The sequence below is a fragment of the Bradyrhizobium cytisi genome (genome assembly GCF_008123515.1).
Classification (GTDB): domain Bacteria; phylum Pseudomonadota; class Alphaproteobacteria; order Rhizobiales; family Xanthobacteraceae; genus Bradyrhizobium; species Bradyrhizobium cytisi.
In genome coordinates this window covers 67,102-91,196 of sequence record NZ_VSSR01000078.1, presented here as the reverse complement: position 1 = coordinate 91,196, position 24,095 = coordinate 67,102, and the positions used below count along the sequence as shown (strand labels likewise).

Sequence of the window (24,095 nt, the reverse complement as noted above, 5' to 3'; positions counted from 1 at the left end):
CAACAGGGGTAAATTGAGCCTGGCTCGCGCCTGGCCAGCGGGGTAGGCGCATCTGGTGAACCAAATCTTAGGAGCATGCCGGTATTTTTCTGCATCTTTTTCAGATTCAGAGACCCGGCGCTCCCCATGGCATTGTTCGGCAATCCCTCCATTCGTTCGGTTCTCGGCGCCATCATCGGCGTCCTCGGCCTGTTCCTGGTCGGGCAGCTCTCGACCGGGCTGCTTGGCGCCATCGCGCGCAACAGCGCGGCGCAGAAGGTCGAGCGCTTCGCCAGCACCGACCAGCAGCTGTTCGCGACCCTGCTCGGCTTCCGGCTCGAGCGCGGAACGTTCCTGTCGGGTCTGGTCGCGGACGCCCCGGCCAATGCCAATGCCGATGACCGCATCGCCACCAACCGGGGATTGTCGGAAACGGCCTACAAGAACGTGCTCGAGCGTCTCACGGGTGTGAGCGATTCTCGCCTGGCCGCCGCCACGAGCAAGCTGGTCGCGATCCACGACGCACTCGTGCCGTTGCGAACCAAGGCGGAAGGCGCCATCCATCAGCCGAAGGCCACGCGTGACGCCAGGGTCGGCGACGAGTTCCGCAAAGCCGCGCAAGATTATCTCGATGCCATTCTGGCGCTGACGGCCGAGCTCGAGAACGCGCTCAAGCTCACCGATCCCGTGGTCGATCATCTCCTGGGAATCAAGCAGTCGGCCTGGTCGGCGCGTGCAAACGGTGGCTCCGTCGCAATCCGTCTTGAAGCTGCGGCTGCGGCCGGCAAGCCCTGGAGTGCCGCCGACATGGTCGGCGCTGCCGAGGATACCGGCCGCTCCAAGCAGGCCTGGAGCCAGGTGCTGGAAGTCGCCGCGCGCCCTGACGCGCCGGCAAGCCTCACCGACGTGATCGCGCGCTCGAAGCAGGGCGAGGCTGCCGCCATGACCGAGCGCCAGCAGGGCTTCATCAAGGCGCTGAGCAACAACCAGACCATCGACATCAAGGTCGAGGATCTGTCCAAGCTCAATACCGCGATTCTCAACTATAGCGTCGAGGCCGGCCAGGCCGCGCTTGCCGAAATGGTCGCCCGCGCCCGTCAACAGATGACATCGGCGACATGGAGCCTCGCGCTCAATGGCGGGATGATGCTGGTTGCGCTCGCCATTACGGCTTTCGGCTTCATCCTGGTGAACCGCCGCGTCAGCGCGCCAATCCGCACGCTGACGCAGGCGATGCGCTCGCTTGCCGAGCGTGACTATGCGATCGCGCTCGCGGGCATCGAGCGCGGCGACGAGATCGGAGAAATGTCGCGTGCGGTGTCGGTGTTCAGGGAGAACATGATCGCCGGCGATCGCCTCGCCCAGGAGCAATCGACGGAGCAGGGCCGGAAAGAGCGGCGCCAGCTTGCGGTCGACGGCCTGATCGAGCAGTTCGAGAAGACCGTCACGGAATCGCTGCACACGCTGGCCTCTGCCTCCGGCGAGCTCAACGCCACCGCGCAGTCGATGTCGTCGACCGCCGAGCAGGGCTCGTCCCAGGCGGCCTCGGTCGCGAGCCTGTCGGGCGATGCCTCCTCCAACGTTCAGACGGTCGCGGCTGCGACGGAAGAACTGTCGGCCTCGATCGGCGAGATCAGCCGTCAGGTCGCGGAATCCTCCAGCATTGCCGGTGCCGCCGCCAGCGAAGCCGATCGCACCAATACCGAGGTGCAGGCGCTGGCCGATGCCGCCCAGCGCATCGGCGACGTCGTCGCGCTGATCACCGGCATTGCCGAGCAGACCAACCTGCTTGCGCTCAACGCCACCATCGAGGCGGCGCGCGCGGGCGACGCCGGCCGTGGCTTTGCGGTGGTCGCATCCGAGGTGAAGAACCTCGCCACGCAGACCGCGAAGGCGACCGAGGAGATCACGGGTCAGGTCGCCGCGATCCAGGGCGCGACCAAGTCGTCGGTGACCGCGATCCAGTCGATCGGCACCACCATCCAGCGCGTCAACGAGATCGCGGCCGCCGTCGAGGAGCAGGGCGCCGCAACGCGCGAGATCGCCCGCAATGTGCAGCAGGCCTCGCAGGGCACCAACGAGGTCTCGCGTCACATCTCCGGCGTGTCGCAAGCCGCCGGGCAGACCGGTGCCGCCGCAGGCGAAGTGCTGGATTCGGCCAAGATGCTGGCGCGCCTGTCGGACGATCTCAAGCGCGACGTCGACCGCTTCGTCGGCGATCTCCGGGCGGCGTAAAGTCTACGCTCCGGTTTCGTGCCCCGGACGCTGCGCAGCACGAAGTGATGCGCTGCAGAGCCGGGGCCCATGCCGAGGCATTCTGGGTCCGGTTCAGCAACGCACCGTTGCACGGCGCGCTGCATCCGGGACACGAGAGCCCAGCCCATCACTGCATCATCGCGGCTGCGATCTTCTCCGCCGACATCAGCACCGGAAAATTGGTGTTGGCGCACGGCACCACCGGGAAGATCGAGGCGTCGACAACGCGCAGGCCCTGGATCCCTTTGACCCGGCCTTGGGCATCGACCACCGCCATGGGATCGTCGGCCCGTCCCATGCGGCATGAGCAGGAGGCGTGCCAGACGCCGATGGTGGCCTTGCGCACGAAGGCTTCGAGCGCCTCGTCGTCGTTGATCACGTCATCGAAGGTAAAGCCTTCGACCACGAAATTGTCGATCAGATAGTGGCGCAGCGCCGCGGGTCCATCCATCAGGGTCGCGGCGATCCCGGTCAAAATCCTGTTCCTGGTGTTGACCACGCCGATCTTGCGGACCTTGTCGGTATAGGCGGCCGGAAACGGCTTGTCGGTCACCGCCTTCACGGCGTCGCTCATCTGAATGGCCGCCATCTTGCGGAAGCCACTCATCAGGCGCTCGAGGTCGCGTCGGTCGGACAGCAGATTGAACTCGACGATCGGCTCGGCGGAAGGATCGCGCGAGGCAAGCTTGACCTGTCCAGTCTCGGAATAGGTCTTGTTGACGAAGGTCAGCGCCGAGCCGATCTGCGCGCCGACCGCGTGCCAGGCCGACTTGCTGAGCAGGACCACGGACATGTCGCCCTTCGGAACGCCTGGCAGCCCCGACGAATAACGCAGGCCGAGCTGCATGTGTCGCCTGGTATGCTCGTTCATGCGGGCGCCGCGGCGGACGAAGGAAGACAGCGAGATCGAGGGATGATCCATCAGGCGCTGGCCGACGCCTGCGAGCCCCATCAGGACCGGAATGCCCATATCCTTGAGGTGACCCACCGGGCCGATGCCGGCGCGCAACAGATGCGCCGGCGAATGGATCGCGCCGCTGGAGAGAATGATCTCGCGTCCCCGGAATTCCTGCTCGCGTCCGTCGACGACAGCCTTCACGCCGACGCATTGCGTGCCTTCAAACAGCAGCTCGTTCACCTGCGTGTTGGTGGAGATCGTCAGGTTCGTACGCTTGCGGGTGTCGCGATCGAGATAGCCCATTGCGGCCGAGACGCGTTGCTCGGCCTGGTTGGAATGCGTCACCGGGAAATAGCCGTCGACGAACTCGCCGTTCTGGTCGGGCAGATATTGATGGCCGGCCTGCTCGAAGGCGTCGGCGAATGCCTGGGAATGCCGGGTCCAGTGCTCGCGCGGAATTCGGCGCACGGGAATTCGGCCGTCCTTGCCGTGATACGGTCCATCGAAATCGAGGTCGCGCTCGACCTTCTTGAAGAACGGCAGCACGTCGGCCCATGTCCAGCCCGAGGCCCCCCGCGCGTCCCATTCGTCGTAATCGGTCGGTGCGCCGCGATTGGCCATCTGACCGTTGATCGAGGAGCCGCCGCCGAGCACGCGCGCCTGCTCGTATTTGCGCAAGGGCGGGCGCGCTTCGTTCGGATTGTTGTGGCTGACGACCTGGGTCGTGACCTTCAATTCCGTCCAGTGGAAGCGCGGATCGAAATAGGCGGTGCCGGGATAGCTGTCCCTGATTTCGGCCGGCTCGCTGCCGGGAGGCGTGTCCTGTCCGGCTTCGCACAGCAGGACCTTGTTGGCGCTCCTGGCGGAGAGCCGGTGGGCCAGCACGGACCCCGCCGAGCCGCCGCCCACGATAATGTAGTCGTACACGATTGGCGTTTCCTCTTGTTCTTGTCCCAAGAGGGTAGCGTGGATTTATCGCGAGGTCACGCCTGCGCCGGCCGGTCTGTGAGCGACGTCGGTGCGGTCTATTGCAGAACCTTCGGCATCACGACGACGACATCGACCTGTCGCTTCAGCACACGCGATGCGACAGTGGCGATATAGATCGAATAGCCGTCCTCGATGTCGGACGCGATCTCCTCGTCCTTGGCGAAGGCGTAGAGCATCGTGCCGTCGAGCTTGTCGAAACGGATGCCTGCAAACAGGCGATCGAACGTCTCGGCGCCGACGGCGCCCGCCGTCAGTGCCTGTATAGCCTGGTCCTGGACGAGTGTGAGCTTCATCATGCCGATGAGATATGAAACGGTTGCGCGAATGCAAGGTGGCTTGCGGCCTCACGTCATGCTTCCCGGCATGAAGCAGCGGATCAAGGCGCGACCGTTGACGTAGTAGGGCCGGACGATGGTGCGGCCGATGCGGTTCGGCTCGGTGATCACGGTGTCGTCAGGCACCTGGATCCACTCACCCTGGATCCTGACCCGGTAATGTCCGTTGCTTGTATCCCAATCGACGTCGTCGAGCGCCGTGCCATCGGCGTCCGCGCAGCAGGGCCCGCCGCCCCTGCTGTGCAAGCTCTCGAACCAGCCCTTGAGCGGAGAGTTCGCGTAGCGCCCGTCATCGCGCGCGTCCGCGGGCGCGCCGATCAGGGCGATCGCCGCAGCAAGAAGAACCATTCGCAAAACCAACATTGCCATGTCGCCTCGCTCGATCTGCGCACCTGCGCAAAGCGCGAGACGCAAGCGTCCGCGATGCGCGCGATGCGATTGGCCGACCGCCCGCCGGCCGGGGCTTCCGGCCGTCTCAGCAAGGCCATAACCGCGAGCCGGCGCGTTTGATCCTATTTTCGGGGAGGCCGCGGACAGATCAATGCAGGCGAAGCAGCCGAGGTCAGGCCGCGGCCGCCTGCTTCGACAGCAATTGCTTCAGCTTCGCCGCCGGCACCGCCGGGCTGAACAGCCAGCCCTGCATCTGGCTGCAGCCGAGCTGCCGCAGCACTTCGCGCTGGGCTTCGGTCTCGACGCCTTCCGCGGTCGTCGCCATGTGGCGCGCGGCGGCCATTTGCACCACGGCCTGCACGATCGGCGAGGAATCCTCGGGCTCGCCGATGTCGCTGATGAAGCTGCGATCGATCTTGATCTTGTCGAAGGGGAAGCGGTGCAGATAGCTCAGCGACGAATAGCCGGTGCCGAAATCGTCGAGCGCGATGCGCACGCCGAGCTCGCGGAGCTGCTGGAGGACCGTGAGCGCTTCCTCGTCGTCGCGGATCAGCACGGTTTCGGTGATCTCGAGCTCGAGGCGCCCCGGCGCAAGGCCTGACTCGGCGAGCGCTGCGGCAACCTTCAGCGCCAGTGTCCTGGATCGGAATTGCACCGGCGAGACGTTGACAGCGATGTGGATGTCGCCGGGCCAGGATGCGGCCTCGGTGCAGGCCTGCCTCAAGACCCATTCGCCGATCTCGCCGATCAGGCCGGTGTCTTCCGCGACCGGAATGAAGTCGGCGGGCGAGACCATGCCGCGCTCGGGATGGCGCCAGCGCAGCAGCGCCTCGCAGCCGGTGACGACATTGGCGGAGAGATCGACCAGCGGCTGGTAGTGCACCTCGAACTCGCCGCGCCCGAGCGCCTGGCGCAGATCGAGCTCGAGCTGGCGGCGCAGCCCGGCCTTGGCGTCGTATTCGGGCACGAAGATGCGGAAGGTGCCGCGGCCTTCGCTTTTCGCTGCATACATTGCGAGATCGGCGCGCTTGAGCAAATCGTCGAGATTGTCGCCGTGGTCGGGCGCGATCGCGACGCCGATGCTGGCATCGGTCGCGATCTCCTGGCCCTTGCAATCCACCGGCATGCGCAGCGACGCCAGGATCTGTTCGGCGAGCGCGGTCAGCCCGGCCTGGTCGCAGCTCCCGGCTCTGACGATGGCGAACTCGTCGCCGCCGAGGCGTGCCACGAGATCGTTGCCGCTGGCGCAGGCGCGCAAGCGGTTGGCGACCTGGCGCAGCAATTCGTCGCCGACCTCGTGGCCGAGCGAATCGTTGACGCCCTTGAACTCGTCGACGTCGATATAGAGGATTGCAAACGGCTTGCCTTGGGCAAGCTCCGCCACCCGCCGTTCCAGATGGCCACGCATCAGCACGCGGTTGGGCAGGTCGGTCAGCGCGTCGTAATGCGCCATATGGGCGATGCGCTCGTCGGCGCGGATGCGCTCGGTGACGTCGTCATGCGTGGCGAGCCAGCCGCCGGCCGCACCCGGCTGGTTCTTGATCTCGATCAGGCGGCCGTCGGAGGTCTCGACGACGTTGCTCTGGATGCGTCCGACGCTGTTCAGGATGTCGTCGCAATAGGAATTGACGTCGCCGTCGAACGAGCCGGTGTCGGCGCGATGCTGGATCACGTCGCGGAAATGGGCGCCGGGTTTCACCAATGCGGTCGAGAGCCGATACATCTCGATGTAGCGGCGGTTGCAGACGATGAGCCGCTCGTCCTGGTCGAACATGAGCAGGCCCTGCGTCATCGTGTTCATCGCGGTGTCGAGCCGCTGCTTCTCCAGCGAGACGCGCCTCGTCACCTGGCGGAAGATCAGGAACAGCGTGAGCACGAGCAGGCCGATCGACAGCACGGCGACAGTGACGAAGAACTTGGTTTGCGTGCGCCAGGTGGCGAGCGTCGCATCCAGCGATTTGGTGGCGACCACGACCAGCGGCTCGCCGGTCAGCATGCGCGAGGCGACGATCCGGTCCTTGCCGTCGATCGGGCTGGCGAGCTCCGTGGTGACGAAGCTGCGCTCGAACACGGCCATCTGCTCCGGCGAGCCGGTGCGGTAGTTCTGCCCGATCATGGTGTCGACATGCGGAACGCGCGCCAGCAGCTGGCCGTTCTGGTGGTGCATCGCGATCGAGGATTCCTCGCCGAGGCCGGTCGAGGCGAAGAAGGATTCGAGCTGCTCCGGCGCAATCGCCCGCGACACCAGCCCGAAGAATTCACCGTGGGGGCCCGACACCCGCCGCGCGAACACGATCGCCGGGCCCTTGCCGAGCCGGCCGGGTACGACCTCGATCTCTTCCTGCGAAGCCGGATCGTTCTTGAGCCGGTTGAAATAGCGGCGATCGGACACCGAGATGTCGGCGACCGGCCAGCGCTTCGACGAGTTGATCAGCACGCCGTTGGCATCGAACACATTGGCGCCGGCGACGTCGGACCAGCCGCTGGCCTTGGTGCGCAGCACCTCGTGCACGGCGAGCGTCGCCATCTCGCTGCGGAACATGTCGGCGGATTCGATGCCATGGCTCTCGAGTTCCGCGATGATGCTCTTCTGCAGCACCGCAAAGTCCTCGAACTCGCGGTCGAAATGGCGGGCGAGCAGACGGACGGAGCTTTCCAGGCTGTCGCGGCCGCCCTCGATGGCGTTCTGCCGGAACCGGTCGACGGTGAGCCCAGTGCCGATGGCCATCGCCGCCATCAGCACGAAGCCGCCGACGATCAGCCACGTCAGCGGCGCGCCCCGCCATTGGCGAAGCAGCGCGCGCAGTCGCGCGGTCCATCGAATTGATGCGCCCATCCAGCCCTCCCGTGGGATGCAGGATGCCGCAAAACCTCCAAGACCCCGTTACCAGCGAAGGTTAGTGAGATGTGAATCGGAGCGGAATCAGGGGGTTGGTTCCGTTCGCGCAAGGGACCATAACGCCCTCACCGCTTGATCTCCCAGTGCAGCGCTTCCGCGTTGCCTTTGGCGAACATCGCCGGCACGTCGAACTTGCCGGTCTTGAGGTCATAGCGGCATTTCCAGTCGGCCAGTCCCTTCACGGCGACGTTCTTCGGATGCTTGTCCATCTCGCCCGACAGCGAGATCAGGAGGTAGCGGTTGTTGGGCCAGTCGACGCCGAGCCAGCGATAGGCATCCTCGCTGCCTTTCATGAGATTGGCCGAGATGTGGTAGTCGAGCTTCAAGTTCTTCGTGTCGCGCCGGCTGTGAAAATAATCCCAGGCGAGATCGCTCAGCGACTTCTTGGTGGCGCTTACGAAGGCGCCGTTCTCGACATGGTAGAGAAACAGATCCTGCTCGCCCGAGCCGGTCTTCTGCATCCGCACCAGCCATTGCGAGTCGCTGCTGAAGCGGAAGCCGGCGCCATAGCCCTGCTCGGGCTTCAGCTCGGTCATCTGCGCTCCTCGCCGGGCCCAGACCTGCCATTTGACGTCGAAATCCCCGGCGTCCTTCATGTACTGCTCGATCCCTGTGGCGCCGTCGGGCGAGGTGAAGGCGAGATCGGCATTGTCTGTGAGGACGAACCCCGGCGGCGGGCCGGAGGCGGCGAGCGCGGACGCGGCGGCGAGCGTCAGGGCAAGCGCCAGGAATGATGCGAAGCGGCAAAATCCGTTCACGGGAAAAATCCTCAAAAAATATGCCGCAGTGCGGCTTCGCCCATTTGACGCCGACGGGGCTACCTCGGTTCATCCCATTGACCGTCTTGCTGCCGCAGCCAAATCGGCGCACTTTGCCGGAGCCGATTTGCGACCCAAGATTTCGATTAAGGTTTGAGGACTGATGATCACCGCATCCAAGGCCTTCATTGCATTCTGTCTGCTCGCGGTGGCCGGCACCGTCTTGGTGATCGGCCCGACCGAGCTGCGCCGTCTGCTGCCGGGCGGGGCGGGCACCGAGCTCGCGGTCGTCGCCAAGCCTGAGGTCAAGCCTGAGGCCAAGATTGAGCCCAAGACTGAGCCCAAGACTGAGCCCAAGACTGAGCCCAAGACTGAGCCCAAGACTGAGCTGAACTCCGAACAACCGAAACTCGCCGCGGTTGCACCGCCCGCGCCGTCCGCCTCGCCGGCACCGTCCGGCACCGCGAAGGCGGGGGCGCTGGCCGAGACCGAGAAGCAGGTCGCGGCGCTGGCCGATATCGCGCCGGCCAAGCCGCAGCCATCAGTTGCGGATGCCGGTCCCCGTTTCGACGTCGCGCGCGTCGACGATCAAGGCGAGGCCGCGGTGATCGCGGGCCGGGCCGCGCCGGGTTCGAAGGTCGAGCTGATGCGTGACGGCCAGCCGCTCGACAGCGTGGTGGCCGATGCGTCGGGCCAGTTCGTGATGACCCCGCCAAAGCTTCCCGCCGGCAGCTACGAGTTGACGCTGCGCGCCAGGGCGCCCGACGGCTCCGTCATGCAGTCCAGCCGCACCATGCCGGTGACGATTGCCGAAGCCGCGCCGCCGCCCGCGCGCGTCGCAGCGGCAGCGAAGCCGGCTGAAAACGACAAATCGGACATCGTCGCGTCCCTGCCGGCGCCGCGCCTGGCCTCGGCTTTGGACCGGTCCGCGGCTCGGCCGCGCATGATGGGCACGCCCAAGCCAAAGGCGATGGCGAGGATGCCGGCGGCCGGTACCACGGTCGCGTCCGCCTCGCCCGCGGACGTCCTCAACACTGCAACGGCGGAAGCCGGCGGCAGCCGGGTGGTCTCCCGCGGCGACAGCCTCTGGGCGCTGAGCCGTCTCGCTTACGGCGACGGCGCGCGCTACGCGGTGATCTTCAACGCCAACCGCGCAAAGATCCACAATCCCAATCTGATCTACCCCGGCCAGACCGTCTTGGTTCCGCAAAGGGCGCAGTGAGGCGGCTTCTCCTTCTCCCTCGCCCCGTTCTTACGGGGAGAGGGCGGGGTGAGGGGCTCTCTCCACGGGCGGAATCGTCGAGAGACCTGTACCCGCTCACCCGGATGACATCTGCGATGTCATCCGACCTCTCCCCGCAAGCGGGGCGAGGTAAGACGACGGCGACGCTTTGCCCGTCTCGCCGCGGAACATTTGGTTCCCCGGCGAGTTTCTCGATGCGACGCGATCTGGGCTTGGCGCTGGAGGAGGGCCAAGAAGTGATCATTTCGGTGGTCGGCTTGGTGGTCAGGTCGAGATTCCGCCTGCGTTTGGCGCTGGCCGGCGCGGTCCTCGCGATTCTGACAGTGCTGTTGCCAAATCAAGCCCAGGCGCAGTTCGGACTCCGCGGCGGGCCGCTCGGTATCGCGCGCTTCGCCGTCGGCCACGTCATCGGCCTGTCGCGGCTGCGCCACGCCCGCATGGCGGTGCGCGGCAGCCGCTATCGCTCCGCTGCGCTGAGGTCGCAGGATCCGCGCCAGATTCCAAACGGAGCCGAGCGCGGTCAGCCCGCCAATCCCTACATCATGCGCGCGGCGCTCACGGCGCAGGCCGCGCTGTCGGGCTGGCACGGCGGCCGCCGTCCGCAGGGCTGGTGGCGCCATCCCGACGGTAGCTACGGCTGGGTCGGTCCCGTGTTCTGGCCGTTCGCGCATGACGATCTCACCAATGCGGTAATCTTCGGCGATGCCACCAGCCTGTCGCTCTATGGCTATGGCGATATCTATGCCGCGATCTTCGCGCCCTATGCGGCTCCGGAGCTCGCCGCCTACACCGCGCCGCAAGGACGTCGTGCGCGACGAGTGCCGCCGGTGGAGGCGGTCTGCGACGCCAGCGACACCGGCGGCCTGCCGGTCGACCGCATCGCAGCCGCGGTGCAGCCGAACGAGATGCAGCGCACCGCGCTCGACGATCTCGGCGCCGCCTGGGCCTCCGCGCGCGAAACCATCCGCGCCTCGTGCCCGGCGCAGGCGCCGATGACCACGCCGGAGCGCCTCGGCGTGATGCAAGCCCGGCTCGATGCCATGATCAAGGCCACGGACGCGCTCGCGGCGCCGCTGGCAAAATTCGTCGATCTCCTCGATGACAGCCAGAAAGCAAAGCTCGAGAAGCTCACCAACGAACGTCGCGCTGCGCTTGCATCCGCCCAGCACAAGGACGCGCAAGCCGCCGCAGCCTGCGATCCGAACAGCGATCCCCGCTACGATATCCAGGCGCAGCGTCAATACGAGCAGCTCGTGCAGCAGCAATGGCCCGCCGCCGAGATCGCATCCACGCTGAAGCTCGACGACACCGGACGCGCCCGCCTCGACGTGCTCCAGGACACCACGCTGCGCACCATGGAGACGCTTAGTCCCTGTCCGACAAAGGCTGCATCAACACCACAGGCCCGCCTCGCCGCCGTGAAGACGCGGCTCGAGAGGATGCAGCAGGCGGTGGGCGGCGTCGGCGATGCGCTCGATGATTTCGAGTTCGGCCTGAGCGACGAGCAGAAGGCCGCGTTTGAGGCAATCGGGCCGAAGCGGGGGATGTGAGAGTTGCAAGACGTCCGTCTGCGCGGCATCATCCAACACCTACGCGAAACAGATCCTCATCCTTGTGGAGCCCGCAATAAGCGGGCCGCATGCGGCGCTAACTAACAGCCTCCCGACCTAACTGCGTCCTGGGTGCGCCATTGCCTATTGGCAGTCGCGCGGACTGACCGGACCATGATCATATTACCTGTTGAGCGCCTATGCGGTCATCGTCTTCGATCCACTGTCGGCGCGTTCGTTCGGATCTGCCGTCATCCATTAAAGCTTCGTTGACTAACACTTCATATACAGATCCGGTATTTCCGTCCGAGGAGCCGATGAAGGTCTGGGTCAGCCTGGCTTTACTTGCGGCGCTTTTGCCGCTGGGCCAGCGTTTTGCCTTGATGTCCGCCGAGAAACCAGGCGAGGCTACGGAGATCCGTGCCAGCTACCGTCGGCCCGCAACCATTCTTTTTCCGGATGACAATCCCTACTCCGCGGCGAAAGCGGGTCTTGGGCAGATGTTGTTCTTCGACCCACTGCTATCGAGATCCCGTACCGTTTCCTGTGCGACTTGCCACAACCCGTCACTTTCGTGGGGTGATGGCCTCGCGCATGCGATCGGGGAGGACCCGAGGGGTCTGCCGTTGCGTTCGCCCACTCTGATCGATGTGGCGTTCAGTGAACCGTTGGGCTGGGACGGGAAATTCAGGGATATCGAGGCCGTGACGTTTGGTCCGATCACTGGCCGGGCGAATATGAATCTGACGGAATCGGAGCTGATCGAGCGTCTCTCCACCGCACCGGCCTATGGTGATGCATTCGCAAACGCGTTCGGAGATCGTGCAATCACGCGGCCCAGGATCGAAGCCGCCCTGGCGACCTTTGAACGCACCATTGTCGCTGGCGAGTCGCCGTTCGATAGGTGGATCACGGGCGATGACGCCGCGATCAGCGCGCCGGCGAAACGCGGCTTCGAGATTTTCAACGGCAAAGCACGATGCTCAAGCTGCCACAGCGGGCCGTCTTTTACAGATGGATCGTTCCAGGATATCGGCACTGCAACAGGGGATAATATTGGGCGCGGCCGACTGTTTCCGACATCGCAAAAGCTGCGATACGCGTTCAAGACGCCGACCTTGCGCGATGTCACGCGCCGCGCGCCCTACATGCACGATGGCTCTGTGGCAACGCTCGAACAGGTGATCGAGCTCTATAACAAGGGTGGGATCGATCGACCTAGCCGATCGCCTTCGATCCGGCCACTGTTCCTTACGGCGGACGAAAAGAGCGATCTGATCGCCTTTCTTCAAACCCTTACCGCCTCGTCCCCGGCAGTGCCTTTCCCCGAGGTGCCCGGACAACGAGCTCCCTGATCGGGCCGGCCGAGAAGGGGCTCAATGAAGGTGCGGCAATGCCGACCCCAACAGGCCAAAACCGAAGATAAGAAGGGCGCCTGTCCAGGCCTCCAGGGTTTCGGCTCGCACTGCGTACCGCTTTGCGCCGCGGGCCAGGACCGAGCCCACCGCCACACCTGCCGCACTTAACGCTCCGAACATGGACTGCTCCAATCATCCGCTTGTCCGCCGTTTAGTACGCCCCCCTGGGTTGAAGGCCCGTCCTCAAGATCCGTAAAGTTTGAAGGGATTTGCGGTGGGTTGGCCGTTCAAATAAGCCCCGGTGCCGCCCCCATTAACCACCAAACAACCAGCGGATGCGACAGGCGCCACAAACCTTAAAATTTATGCTAGGGTGAATAGATCGTTAAGGATGTGCGTTTAAGACGGGCGGTTTTTTGAAATGTTCAGGTCTCTGGGACGAGATGCCGTTTCGGCCTCCCGAGCAATCTACCTGTTTGCCACGTCAATCGCCGGATTCTGCGTCTGGATCCTGGGGACGGAAGAGGCAGCCGCCCATGTCAAATGGTTTTGCGCCTACGACGCTGCCGGCCAGCCGCGCGGCCTTGAGAACGTTCTGTGCCAGGATTTTGAGCTCCTCCTGGGCGTTGCCTTGCTCTGGTTCTTTTCCGGCTGTGTGGTGGAGCGGACGTCTTTGGGCGAGCTGATGGCGCGCTCACTGAACCGCTTCACGGAGAATCTGGAGCTGCACACCGAACTCATGATGCGCGCAGTCTGCGGGTTTTTCTTCGTCTCGCTCTGGGCGGTCGGAGGTATCATCCTGACCCCCGAACTGAAAACGACGTCGGCGCTGGTCGGGCCTTTGCAGGTTGCCATCGCCGCCGGCCTGCTGTCGCGTCGCACGATGCCGCTATCTGCGGCCGGAATCGCGGTGTTGTTCGCGCTCGCGGTACGGGACTACGGCACCTTTCATTTGGCCGATTATCCGATCTTTCTCGGGTTTGCGGCCTACCTCGCCCTCACCGGGCTGCAAAAGGACCTCTTCGGCGTTTCGCCGCTCGACGTGGTGCGCTATGCGACCGCCGTCACGTTGATGTGGGCGTCGATCGAGAAGTGGGCCTATCCGGAATGGAGTTTTCCGCTCCTGATCGAGCATCCCGGCATCACGCTTGGGTTCGAAAGCGAGTTCTACATGCGGGCCGCGGGAATGGTCGAGTTCACCCTCGCTTTTGCCTTGGCTTGGACACCGCTAGTCCGGCGCATTGCGGCGGCCATGTTGCTCGGCATGTTTATCAGCGCATGCTTCGAATTCGGCAAGCTTGATGTCATCGGCCACTCGGCGATCATCGTCGTCCTGGTCGCGATCGTTTGCGATACCCGGCAGGCCGCGTCAGACTATCGCTCGCCGTGGCTCGCCCCGGCAGGACTATGCGCGGCGCTGACGGTCACGCTGTTCGCCTATTATGTTGGCCACGCCGCGGCCTTCAACACGACGATTCTCTAGGGTCTTTACTTGGTGACGTGCACGCCAAGCTTCATCTTGGGATGAATGCCGCACAGCACGGTGTAGTCACCAGGCACGGAAAAAACGACGTCGAACTGGCTGCCCGGCTGCTGATCCCCGGTATCGAAATCAAAGCTGTCCGCGCTCAAATAGGCGTGGTGGAGGAGCTCGCCGTCGTCGTTAACGAACCGTAAAGTCTCGCCGCGCTTGATGATGATCTCTCTCGGCCTAAACTCCCGATCCTTTTGCGAGATCGTGTAAGGAGCCGCGCCCAAAGCGGCTCCCGCGAAGAGACCCCCTACAATTGCGGCCGTGATCTGAAAACCGAGCCCGCCTGCGCGCAAAGGCAAAAACCTCGCCATTATTTCAACCCCGCTGAAACTTCAACTTTACCAAGAATCCGTCCGGGCTCGAATCTTTCGAGCCGCGTGAGTACCCCCATACTTATCACAGGTTGATCTTAACGATTTCCGCATCCCTTGCAGTCATTGCTAGGGAAATTTTAGGCGGAGCCGCTGCTGCCTCCGCGCGATATGTTTGCGATTAGGTGTTTACAGCGAAAGACACTGTGATGGGTCCTTTCGTCGGCAGCGTTGCGCGTCAACCGAACGCGGTTATCGAGACCTTTCGGTCGATAATCGCTCGGGTGTCGCGGCTTGTCGCGCGCGGTTCGATCAGAACCGGAATCTTGATCTTCTGTCTTGCAATGAGCGCGATTGCGGCAGCTTTGGGAGGGTATGCCACACTCGGTATCCGGCACGCCGGTGACCTGGTTGCGAAAACCTTCGACGAGTCATTGATGTCGATCAACTACGCGCGGGCGGCTGGCGCCGATTTCGCCGGAATGCGCGTGGCATCTGCACAACGGCTGCTCACAAAAGACCTAGCGGTCCAGGCGCGGCTCGATGCCGAAATCGAGGAGCTGGCCAAGTCGCTTTCGGAAGACGTCACCATCGCGGCCGAGCGGTCACAGTCCGCGCGCGCCGCACAAGCAGCCGCCAAGGTCCAGGAGGCGGCAAATGCCTGGATCGCGCTTCGTCGAGGTCAATTTCAGGAAGCGAGCGGTCATGAGGTCAATGGTGTTGATCAGTATTCGAGCACTGTGAATCAGCAGATCGAATTGCTGGTGAACTATACTGCCGGCGATGGCTTTCTATTTCGTCAGCGAGCGCTTGCTGCGATCAAGCGGGATATACAACTCAACGTCGCAGGACTGACCGTCGCCCTTCTTCTGTCCGGTCTTTTTTCCTGGCTGTTGGCACGGCGGATCATTGGTCCCGTCGCCATCGCATCCAAAGCGGCCCAGAGCATCGCAGATGGCGATTTGAACACGGGCATTCCGGAAGGCAGCGGCGACGAGTTGGGTACGCTGTTAACCGCCATGGGCCGAATGCGGGACAATATCAGGGCGATGGTCGAGCGGGAGGTGGCGCAGCGGCGTTCGGCGCAGGCGCGGCTTTCCGATGCGCTCGAGCACTCCCGCGAGGGCGTCGTCCTCCTCGACCAAAGCGGCCAGATCGCGTTGGCCAATTCCAGAGCGAGCGAATTCATTCGCTGCTCTCCGCAGCTGGTCCATCCGTTGCGGACGGCCCATGCGCCCGGCACCCAGCGCTCAACGGACCTCATGCTGCAAGAGGACGCTAACGAGGTCGAAGGGGTGGAGAGCGAGGCCCAACTCCCGGATGGAAGATGGCTGCGGGTCAGCCGCAGCCCGACCCAGGAGGGCGGCGTCATCCTCGTCTTCAGCGACATTACCGGTTCGAGACAGCAGAAAGCCGAGCTGCACGCGACCAATCTGAGATTGGATGCGGCGCTCTCGCACATGTCGCAAGGCCTCTGTCTCTATGACGGAGAAGGACGGCTGCAGGTCGTCAACCGGCGCTTCTGCGAGATCTTCGATATTTCGCCGGAGCTCGTGCTTCCAGGGATGACATTCGAGGATGTCCTCCGCCTGAGTGTTGCCGCCGGCAATCATGGCAGCCAGACGGTGGCTGACCTTCGCGCGGAAAGCGAGGAGTTGTTGGCGCGCGGGAAACACGGCTCCTACCTTCAGCAGCTCAGCGGCAACCGCGTTGTCTCGATCGCCTATCGCTCCACATCCGACGGCGGCTGGCTCATCAGCTGTGAAGATGTGACCGAACAACAAAGGGCGCAATCTCAGATCGCGTTCATGGCGCGGCATGACGCTCTGACGGGATTGCCAAACCGGTCTTTGTTCGCCGAGCGGATCGAACAAGCTGTTGCAGAGGCGGGCCGAGGTGCGGGGTTTGCCGTGTTCTGTATTGATTTGGATAATTTCAAACAGGTCAATGACACCTTGGGACATCCGGTGGGTGATGCGCTGCTTTGCGCGGTTGCGGCCCGATTAAGTGCGTGCGTCCGAGAGGGTGATACGGTTGCGCGGCTGGGGGGCGACGAGTTTGCGCTCATCCAATCTGAAGTCCGAAACGCTGACGATGCTGCGCACCTCGCCCGGTGTGTCGTCGAGCATGTCGGAGCGCCTTATGAGCTGAACGGACATCGGGTCATCGTCGGCTGCAGCGCCGGAATTTCCCTGGCACCGGGTGACGGCACGACGCGCGAGAAACTGCTGAAAAATGCGGACATGGCGTTGTACCGGTCCAAAATGGACGGCAGGGGAACATGGCGGTTTTTCGAGCCGGCAATGGACACGAGTCTTCAAACCCGAAGAGCGCTCGAAATCGACCTGCGCGAAGCCATGGACAAGGACGAATTCGATTTGTTCTATCAGCCCATCTATGATTTGCGCATGGACCGGATCAGCGGCTTTGAGGCATTGTTGCGCTGGCGACATCCGGAGAGGGGAATGGTGCCGCCGGACCAGTTCATCCCTGTCGCCGAAGAGATTGGCCTCATTACTCCGCTTGGGGAATGGGTGCTCAATCGTGCCTGCGCCCAGGCGGCGAGTTGGCCGAACGAGCTCAAGATTGCGGTCAATGTTTCGGCCACTCAGTTTCGTGACCCACGGCTCGCGGCCGTCATCGCGAAAGCACTCGATACTTCGGCGTTGGCGCCACATCGACTTGAGCTCGAAATCACTGAATCGGTTCTCCTTGGCAACAGCGCCGAAACCATTGCGACGCTGCATGAGCTGAAGGCGCGTGGGCTGCGCATCGCTTTGGATGATTTTGGTACCGGCTACTCTTCGCTCAGCTATCTGCGCAGTTTCCCCTTTGACAAACTCAAGATCGACCAATCGTTCGTCCGCGACGTGACGGCCACAAAGGGATCGAAATTGATTGTTCGGGCGATCACTAGCCTCGGGAAGAGCCTCGGCATGACGACGACGGCGGAGGGCGTTGAGACAATTGAGCAGTTGAACCAGATGAAGGCCGAAGGATGCAACGAGGCGCAGGGATACTTGTTCAGCCGTCCGGTCCCGGCGACAGAACTCGCATCGACGATCCTAAGCTTGAGAAACGGCCTCAAGAGTCTCAAGAGAAGTGACTGGGCCAATCTGAGAGCCAGTTAAGGTTCATCTCGCTTGCTCAGTGAAATCGACGTGCTCTCGGTCTTGGTGGGGCGATACAGGTGCGCTGTTGCGTCATCCTGAGCATTCTGTTCGGGTGCCGAGCGATGGCTCGACCCACAGCTTTCCTGTCGGTTAGCAGGCGTCTCGAAGGATGGCAGCAAGGAAGCTGCCAGCCGCATCACCACCGACACGCTGGCTCGCCTTCCCAGTCCTCCACAGCCCCTGCCATTCCCACCAAAGCCACCCTTCGCTTCCCCCGTCGCATTTGCTATTGCAGCCTCCGGCCCGTCCGCGCGTGCTTCGTCACGCCGCCGACGTCAACGGTCGCGCCCGTTCGATCCGCTTGCGGTCGCGGGCCGAATGCATCGCCTCCCACAAATCGGTTCGCCGCTGCACGTTCAGCCAGAAGTCCGGCTATTGCCGAACACGCGGGCGAGGATCAGCGCCGTGGCTGCGGTGACGTTGCGACGGTCGTTGCAGAGTTCGTTGACGTGCTTGCGCTGTACGCCCATGGCGTCGGCCAGCGCGCCCTGCGTTAGGTCCATCGGCTTCAAGAATTCCTCGGTGAGGATTTCGCCGACCGAGGCCGGCTCGCGCTTCGTCATCGGCATGGGTCACCTGCAACGTCGCGTCATCGATCAACTGGATCATGCGAAACAGCCGTGCCTTCAGGTCGGGGCCGGAGCATCTGTTCGACGAGGCCAAGGTCGTCCGTCTCGTCAGCACGATTCGCGAGATCAACGACAGCGCAGTTGCTTGAGGGGGACGGCCGTGACTCGACGGGCAAGCAGATCAGAGCCTGGTGATGTCACGCGCAAACGCCCGATGATGCCATCATGCCGGTGTTTTGCCCGACGTGTCAAAGAGAATTTCGCCAAATCCGTAAACTGCGTGAAATTCGCCATGCAGCTCAAGGCTATGGCTACTGTGCATGGGGTTGTTTTCGACTTTTGTGTTGGAGGTGTCACCCTCTCCGCCGCGCCGCGGACGCATCCACCACCGTCTCCACCTCCTCGCGCCAGGACAAGATCTCCATCGCGAGCACCGGGTGGTTAAAGCCCTTGAGCTGGAGATCGTCCAGCGCGCGGGCTTCGACGGATTGCTCGACCATGCCGTAGACGCGGCGGCTCACCACGATCTGGTTAGCGAGGGCCTCGCCGCAGAGGCGGGAGGCGAGGTTGGTGACGCTGCCGATCGCGGCGTATTCCAGCCGCTGCTCGAAGCCGACCTGGCCGAGCGTGGCATAGCCGAGCGCGATGCCTATGCCGAAGCCCAAGCTATGCCCGCGGTTGCGCCAGCGCTCGGTCAGCGGACCGATGGTGTCGCGCATCTCCACCGCCATCTTCACGGCGCGTGTGGTGTGGTCCTCGAACTGGATCGGCGCGTTGAACAGGATCATCACGCCGTCGCCGGCATATTTGTCGAGCGTGCCCTCATATTTGAAGATCAGCTTGCCGAGTGCGGCGTGATATTCGCGCAGCACGTTCATCGCCTCTTCGGGCTCGGTCGCTTCCGTGAAGGCGGTGAAGCCGCGCAGGTCGCAGAACACCACCGTCACCTCGCGACGCTGGCTGGTGAGCAGCCCCTCGGGGCTGTCGGAGGAGGCGATCAGCTGCGCCACCTGCGGCGCCAGGAAGCGCTCGAGCTTGCGGATGCGCTCGATCTCGCCGAGCTGGGTCGCGACGCGCTCTTCCAGCGACTTGTTCCAGTTCTTCAGCTGCTCGGTCTGCTCGCGCAGCTTGTCGGCCTGGGCGCGCACGGTCTCGTGCGCCGTCTCCAGCGCGTGGCTCTTGTGGTCGACCTCGGTGAACAGGCGCGCATTGCGCATCGCCAGCACCGCCTGGTTGGCGAAGGTGCGCATCAGGCCGGTGAGGCTGCCTTCGAACGCGCCGCTGGCGCGGCGCAGCACAACGAGTGAGCCGAGCGTGCCCTGCTGGTCGACCAGAGGCACCACGAGCACCGAATGGAAGCCGGCATTGACCGCGACGTCGCGCAGCGGCTGCCCGGCGGCGTGGTCGAGAGCGGCAATCGCGATCGGCTCGCCGCGCGCGGCGGCCTCGCTCAAGATGTTCTCGCCTTCCTCGATCGTGACGTGGTCGCCTTCGGCCGATTTGTCGATGCCGTCGGCCTCGACCAGGTTGAAGCGATGCTGTTCGGCATTATAGCCGTAGATCAGCACCGCATCGGCATGGCTGATCTCCAGCGCGCGGGCGGCGATGGTCGGCAGCACGGCGTTGAGGTCGAGCGAGGATGCGACGGCGCGTCCGACCTCCTCCAGCACCTTCAGCTCGTTGATCGACTGCGCGAGGTCGCGGGTGCGCTCTTCGACTTTTGTTTCGAGGTCGGTGTAGGTCTCCTGGAGCTGGCCGGCCATGCGGTTGAACTGGCCGGCGAGCTCTTCCAGCTCGTCGGAGGTGTGGACGTCGATGCGGTGGCTGAAATCGCCCTCGCCGAGCTTGTGTGCGCCGTCGCGCAGCGCCGTGATCGGGATGATCATGCGGCGCGCTAGCAGCGTGCCGGCGAGGATCGCGACCAGCAGGCCCATGCCGATCAGAAGCGCGATGCGCACGAGCTGGTCGCGGATCGGCGTCAGCGCCTGCGCGGTCGGCTGCTCGAACAGCACGCTCCAGCCGAGCTTCGGCACGGTGCTCGCGGCGGTCAACACCGAATGGCCGTTGAAGTCGGTGCCCGACGTATCGGGCGCGCGGCCGGGCGCGATCGCAGCCGCGACCTGCGGCAGCTTCGACAGGTCCTTGCCGACGTCGGGCCCCTTCGACGAGGCCGCCAGCACGCGGCCGCGTGCGTCGACCACATAGGCGAACGCGGCCTTGCCGACCTGGGCGTCGGTGAGGTAATCGGCGAGGAAGCCGAGATCGACCTCGGCCACGGTGACGCCGGCATTGAAGCCGGAATGCGCCACCGAGATCGACATCACCGGTTTCTGGTCGACGAAGCTGGGCGCCGAGTAGCTCACCCCGCGCGCCACCGCATCGGTGAAGCGCATGTCGCGGACGAGGTCCGCATTGCCGTTTGTCGTGGTCGACTGGCGCGAGACGCGCAGCACCTCGCGGCCGTCGCCGTTGAGCTGGAGCAGCTCGGAGACGACTGCGACCTGCTGCAGCAGCTGGGCGTAGTCGGCGCGGCGCTTCTCCAGCGTGTCCCGGCTGGCCGTCGTCACCCAGCTGATCTGGCGCTCGAGCTCGGACACCGATTGCTCGATGCGCCTTGCGGCGGCCTGCGCCTTGTCCTCGAGCCCGTCGATCAGCGAGGTGTTGATGGCGCGATAGGAGATCCAGGTCTCCATCGCGCCGTTGACGGCGAGCACGAACACGACGAGGCCGACGAGGGAGATGACATATTTGGCGAACAGGCCCTCGCGCAGAAACCAGGTCTTGTTGTTCGCTCCCGCCATCCGGATCCTCTCGCGCCGCGACCGACGCCGGCGCTATGGATCCTTCTACCACAATTTGGGCCTTGGGACCGGCAAGGGGGCGGTCAAGGGCGGGTGTGGCGCAATCACCGATTAAACAGCTGCCGCATCACGTCGTTCATCGGCTGGCTGTCCTGCTGCGCCTCGGGCGGGTCCTGGGTCGGAGGGGCCGGCGAAGCCTGGGGTGCCGGTGTGGCCGATCCGCCGGGCAGGCTGCGGCTTCGGCCGGCGCCGTTTCCGGCGCCGCTCGACAGCCCCTGCTGGATCAGATTGCCGATCGCCTCTCCGAGCTGGCCGCCGAGCAGATTGTTCTGTCCTTGTCCTTGCCCTTGCTGCTGCGTCTGCGGGTTGGCATTGCCGGCCGTATTGCCGCCACCGGGCGCAGCGGCGCCGCCGAGACCGAAACTGTTCAGGATATTGCCGAGCCCGGCGCCATCGGGTCCGAACAGGCCCTTGCCCATCTCGCGCAGCTTCGCGTAAGCGGCATCCGGATTGTCGAGCACGCCCGCCATGTCAGGATAGATCCGCGGCTGCGACCACGCGCCGGTGATCATCACGGGAATGCCGAAGCCGACGGGATCGGAGGCGCGGCCCTGGCCTTCGGTCGTCATCACCAGTTTCGGTTCGACGCGAAAACCCATCATCTTGGTGTCGAGCGCAATGGTGCCGGTGCCGGTGACGCGCACCAGTGGCCCGATCAGGTTGAGGTCGGTCGTCACCGCCTGGCCCTTGTCGATGCGGAACGAGGCAGAGAGCTGCGACAGGTCGGTGCTCTGTGCCTCACTGTCCTGCCAGCCCGAGAGCGTGCCCGACGTCAGCGAACGGATCATCTGCGCGACATTGATGCCGCGGATGGCGCCGTCCTGGAAACTGACGAAGGCCGTGCCCTGCATGTTCGCCATCAGCGCGTGCTGGCTGGTGCCGGCGCTGCGCAGAGCCAGCTTGGCTTGCATCTTGCCGTCGATCCGGTCGAACTCAGCGAGGCCCTGCAGCAGCGGCGGCGCGCGCACGCCGACGAGGTCGGAATGCATCGCAAAACTCGGCGCGCCGCTGGTCGCATCGAGGATTACCTCGCCCGAAACCTGGCCGCCATAGGCGCCGAGATTGGCAGTGCCGAGCTTCAAGATGCCGCCGGCGAGCTTTGCATCGAGCGCCAGGGGCGCAAGATGGGCGTCGCCGATGACGGCTTCGTTGGCCGAGATCCTGATCTGCGCGTCGACATAGTTGAGCCCGGACACGTCGATCGGCGCATCGCTCCAGGGCTGCCCGGCCGCGCCATCAGGCGATTTCGACAGCGGGATCGCCAGCCGCTGGAAGTCGAGATCGACCTTCACCAGCGGCTTGCTGGCGATGTCGACCGAGGCCCAGCCGTTGAAGGCGCCATCGCCGAACGTGCCATTGACGGCGTTGACCATCACGAGCGCGCCGTTGAGCCGCAGCTCGGCATGGCCGGCGAGCTGGGACTTCAGCACGTCGGGCATATCGATGGCGAAATCCACCGGCATGGTCTGCCGCTCGATCGGCGGTGCCGGTGTGGTGGCCTTGATGTCGAACTTGGTCGGGTGCTCGCCGACGCGCGCGGTGCCGGCGACATCGACCTTGCGGTCGCGGCCCATGACGGCGTCGGCATTGATCGCGCTGATACGGCCGTCGACCCGATCGCGCGCGCGCGAGAATGCGACTTCGCCGTCGACGATCCTGACACGGTCGATGCTCGCGCCGTCCATGTCGAGCGCAAGCGGCTTTTGCGACGCATCGGCATTTGGCAGGCGCTCGCGCAGCAGCGGCTGGTACAGCACCGGATGGGTGATGACGATCTCGCTGATGTCAGGGCGACCCGACCACACGCTTGCGAGCGACATGTCGGCCTGCACGCTGTCGATCGTCGCGCGCGTGATGCCGCTGCGGTCCTTGGGGTCCTGGAGCGTGAGGTCGTTCAGGGTGACGTTCAGCGTCGGCCACAGGCTGATCCTGGTGGTGCCGTCGATCGACAGGCGATAGCCGCTCGCCTGCTCGACGCGCGAGGCAATCGTCGCGGTCAGGAAGCCCGAGGGGATCCCGATCACCAGCAGGAGTGCGATCACGATGACGATTGCGGCCAACGCTGCGCCGGCGAATTTCACTACTCTCATGTCGACTTTCCAACGACGGACGAGTGGCGCCGAAACCGGCAGTTTGCCCGCCCTTTCCGCCTGAGTTTATCCCGGGACGGGAAGCCGCTCCAAGCGGCTAAAAATAATCGGGAGGTGCTGCAAAGTTATGTGACTTATGACACACTTGCCCAACGCGGTTTTACGCGATTCTGACGCCGATGCTTCCAAGCGATTTGCCAAAGAAATTCACAAGGACGTTGAAATGAGCAAGCAGGCCGAATTTGCGGTCATTCTGAAAATGAATGCCATGTTCGCCGATCTCGGGACGGACGAACTCCAGCGGTTGTCCCATCTCTGCCACACTCAGCATCTGGCGAATGGCGAGGTGCTGTTCCAGAAGGGCGACCCCGGTGACGCGCTGTTCGGGGTGCGCCGCGGCCAGGTCCGCATCGAGACCGGCGCCTCCGACGGCAGCCGGCTGACGCTGAATTTCATGGGCCCGGGCGACCTGTTCGGCGAGGTCGCGGTGCTCGACGGCCAGAGCCGCACCGCGGACGCGGCCGCCGGCGAGGTGAGCGAATTGTTCGTGCTGCGGCGCGAAGACTTCCTCGCCTTCCTCGAGCGCGAGCCGAAGGTCGCGATCAAGATCATCGCGCTGTTGTGCCAGCGCATCCGCTGGCAGAGCGAGCGAATGGAGGAATCCATGTTGCAGCCGCTGCCGGTGCGGCTGGCGCGGCGGCTCTGCGCGCTCGCCGCGGATTTCGGTTCAGAGGTGCACATCTCGCAGGAGCAGCTCGGCGTCTTCGTCGGCGCCGCCCGCGAGAGCGTCAACCGCCAGCTTCAGGCTTGGCGCAAGGAAGCGATCCTGGACCTCCAGCGCGGCCGCATCCTGCTGCGGAACATGACCAAGCTGACGGCGATCGCGCGGAACGAGTAGGGA

15 protein-coding genes and 1 pseudogene are annotated in these 24,095 nt (G+C 64.3%); 7 read left to right on the top strand and 9 right to left on the bottom strand.

From position 1 onward, the window contains the following. Positions 1-126 precede the first annotated feature (126 nt). Entirely contained in the window at positions 127-2,214 is a 2,088-nt protein-coding gene (locus FXB38_RS37110) for a methyl-accepting chemotaxis protein (protein WP_148755885.1), read from the top strand. A 148-nt stretch (positions 2,215-2,362) separates the two neighbouring features. Here the strand turns inward: FXB38_RS37110 and FXB38_RS37105 are convergent, their stop codons facing one another. The 5 genes from FXB38_RS37105 to FXB38_RS43255 all read right to left on the bottom strand — a co-directional run bounded on the left by FXB38_RS37105 (position 2,363) and on the right by FXB38_RS43255 (position 8,505). Further along, positions 2,363-4,060, bottom strand: a complete 1,698-nt coding sequence (locus FXB38_RS37105; RefSeq protein ID WP_148755884.1) for a GMC family oxidoreductase — start codon at positions 4,058-4,060, stop codon at positions 2,363-2,365. 98 nt (positions 4,061-4,158) lie between these two features. After that, positions 4,159-4,419 (bottom strand): hypothetical protein, encoded by a 261-nt coding sequence (locus tag FXB38_RS37100; RefSeq protein WP_187435411.1) that lies wholly within the window; start codon positions 4,417-4,419, stop codon positions 4,159-4,161. Between the two features lie 48 nt (positions 4,420-4,467). Beyond that, on the bottom strand, positions 4,468-4,806 hold the full coding sequence (locus FXB38_RS37095) for a hypothetical protein (protein ID WP_430640210.1): 339 nt from the start codon (positions 4,804-4,806) through the stop codon (positions 4,468-4,470). A 214-nt stretch (positions 4,807-5,020) separates the two neighbouring features. After that, a complete protein-coding gene (locus FXB38_RS37090) occupies positions 5,021-7,684 on the bottom strand; it encodes a bifunctional diguanylate cyclase/phosphodiesterase (protein ID WP_148755881.1) in 2,664 nt (887 codons plus the stop codon). Between the two features lie 128 nt (positions 7,685-7,812). Continuing rightward, positions 7,813-8,505, bottom strand: coding sequence for a hypothetical protein (locus tag FXB38_RS43255; RefSeq protein WP_187435410.1), 693 nt, complete (start codon positions 8,503-8,505; stop codon positions 7,813-7,815). A 163-nt stretch (positions 8,506-8,668) separates the two neighbouring features. On the opposite strand from FXB38_RS43255, the gene FXB38_RS37080 reads away from it, so the two are divergent. The 4 genes from FXB38_RS37080 (at position 8,669) to FXB38_RS37065 (ending at position 14,139) form a co-directional block, all read left to right on the top strand. Then, complete coding sequence (locus FXB38_RS37080) at positions 8,669-9,727, top strand: LysM peptidoglycan-binding domain-containing protein (protein ID WP_148755880.1); 1,059 nt, start codon at positions 8,669-8,671, stop codon at positions 9,725-9,727. A gap of 215 nt (positions 9,728-9,942) precedes the next feature. Further along, the gene (locus tag FXB38_RS37075) at positions 9,943-11,298 is read left to right on the top strand and encodes a Spy/CpxP family protein refolding chaperone (RefSeq protein WP_148755879.1); all 1,356 of its coding nucleotides are present in this window, start codon (positions 9,943-9,945) and stop codon (positions 11,296-11,298) included. Positions 11,299-11,615: 317 nt separating this feature from the next. Then, entirely contained in the window at positions 11,616-12,653 is a 1,038-nt protein-coding gene (locus FXB38_RS37070) for a cytochrome-c peroxidase (RefSeq protein ID WP_148755878.1), read from the top strand. A gap of 424 nt (positions 12,654-13,077) precedes the next feature. Next, positions 13,078-14,139 carry a hypothetical protein gene (locus tag FXB38_RS37065; protein WP_148755877.1) on the top strand — a complete coding sequence of 354 codons (1,062 nt, stop codon included), beginning with the start codon at positions 13,078-13,080 and terminating at the stop codon, positions 14,137-14,139. 5 nt (positions 14,140-14,144) lie between these two features. Here the strand turns inward: FXB38_RS37065 and FXB38_RS37060 are convergent, their stop codons facing one another. Continuing rightward, a complete protein-coding gene (locus FXB38_RS37060; protein WP_246230417.1) occupies positions 14,145-14,414 on the bottom strand; it encodes a methylamine utilization protein in 270 nt (89 codons plus the stop codon). 296 nt (positions 14,415-14,710) lie between these two features. On the opposite strand from FXB38_RS37060, the gene FXB38_RS37055 reads away from it, so the two are divergent. Then, positions 14,711-17,632, top strand: a complete 2,922-nt coding sequence (locus tag FXB38_RS37055) for an EAL domain-containing protein (RefSeq protein WP_148755875.1) — start codon at positions 14,711-14,713, stop codon at positions 17,630-17,632. 303 nt (positions 17,633-17,935) lie between these two features. Here the strand turns inward: FXB38_RS37055 and FXB38_RS37050 are convergent. The 3 genes and pseudogenes from FXB38_RS37050 to FXB38_RS37040 form a co-directional block, all read right to left on the bottom strand. Beyond that, a pseudogene (locus FXB38_RS37050) lies at positions 17,936-18,243 on the bottom strand (HigA family addiction module antitoxin). 353 nt (positions 18,244-18,596) lie between these two features. Further along, positions 18,597-21,044, bottom strand: a complete 2,448-nt coding sequence (locus FXB38_RS37045; RefSeq protein WP_148755874.1) for an adenylate/guanylate cyclase domain-containing protein — start codon at positions 21,042-21,044, stop codon at positions 18,597-18,599. A gap of 104 nt (positions 21,045-21,148) precedes the next feature. Next, positions 21,149-23,194: an AsmA family protein gene (locus FXB38_RS37040; protein WP_148755873.1), complete on the bottom strand. Its 2,046-nt coding sequence runs from the start codon at positions 23,192-23,194 to the stop codon at positions 21,149-21,151. 223 nt (positions 23,195-23,417) lie between these two features. Here FXB38_RS37040 and FXB38_RS37035 point away from each other — a divergent pair, with 223 nt between their 5' ends. After that, the gene (locus FXB38_RS37035) at positions 23,418-24,092 is read left to right on the top strand and encodes a Crp/Fnr family transcriptional regulator (RefSeq protein WP_148755872.1); all 675 of its coding nucleotides are present in this window, start codon (positions 23,418-23,420) and stop codon (positions 24,090-24,092) included. The last annotated feature ends 3 nt before the right edge of the window (positions 24,093-24,095 follow it).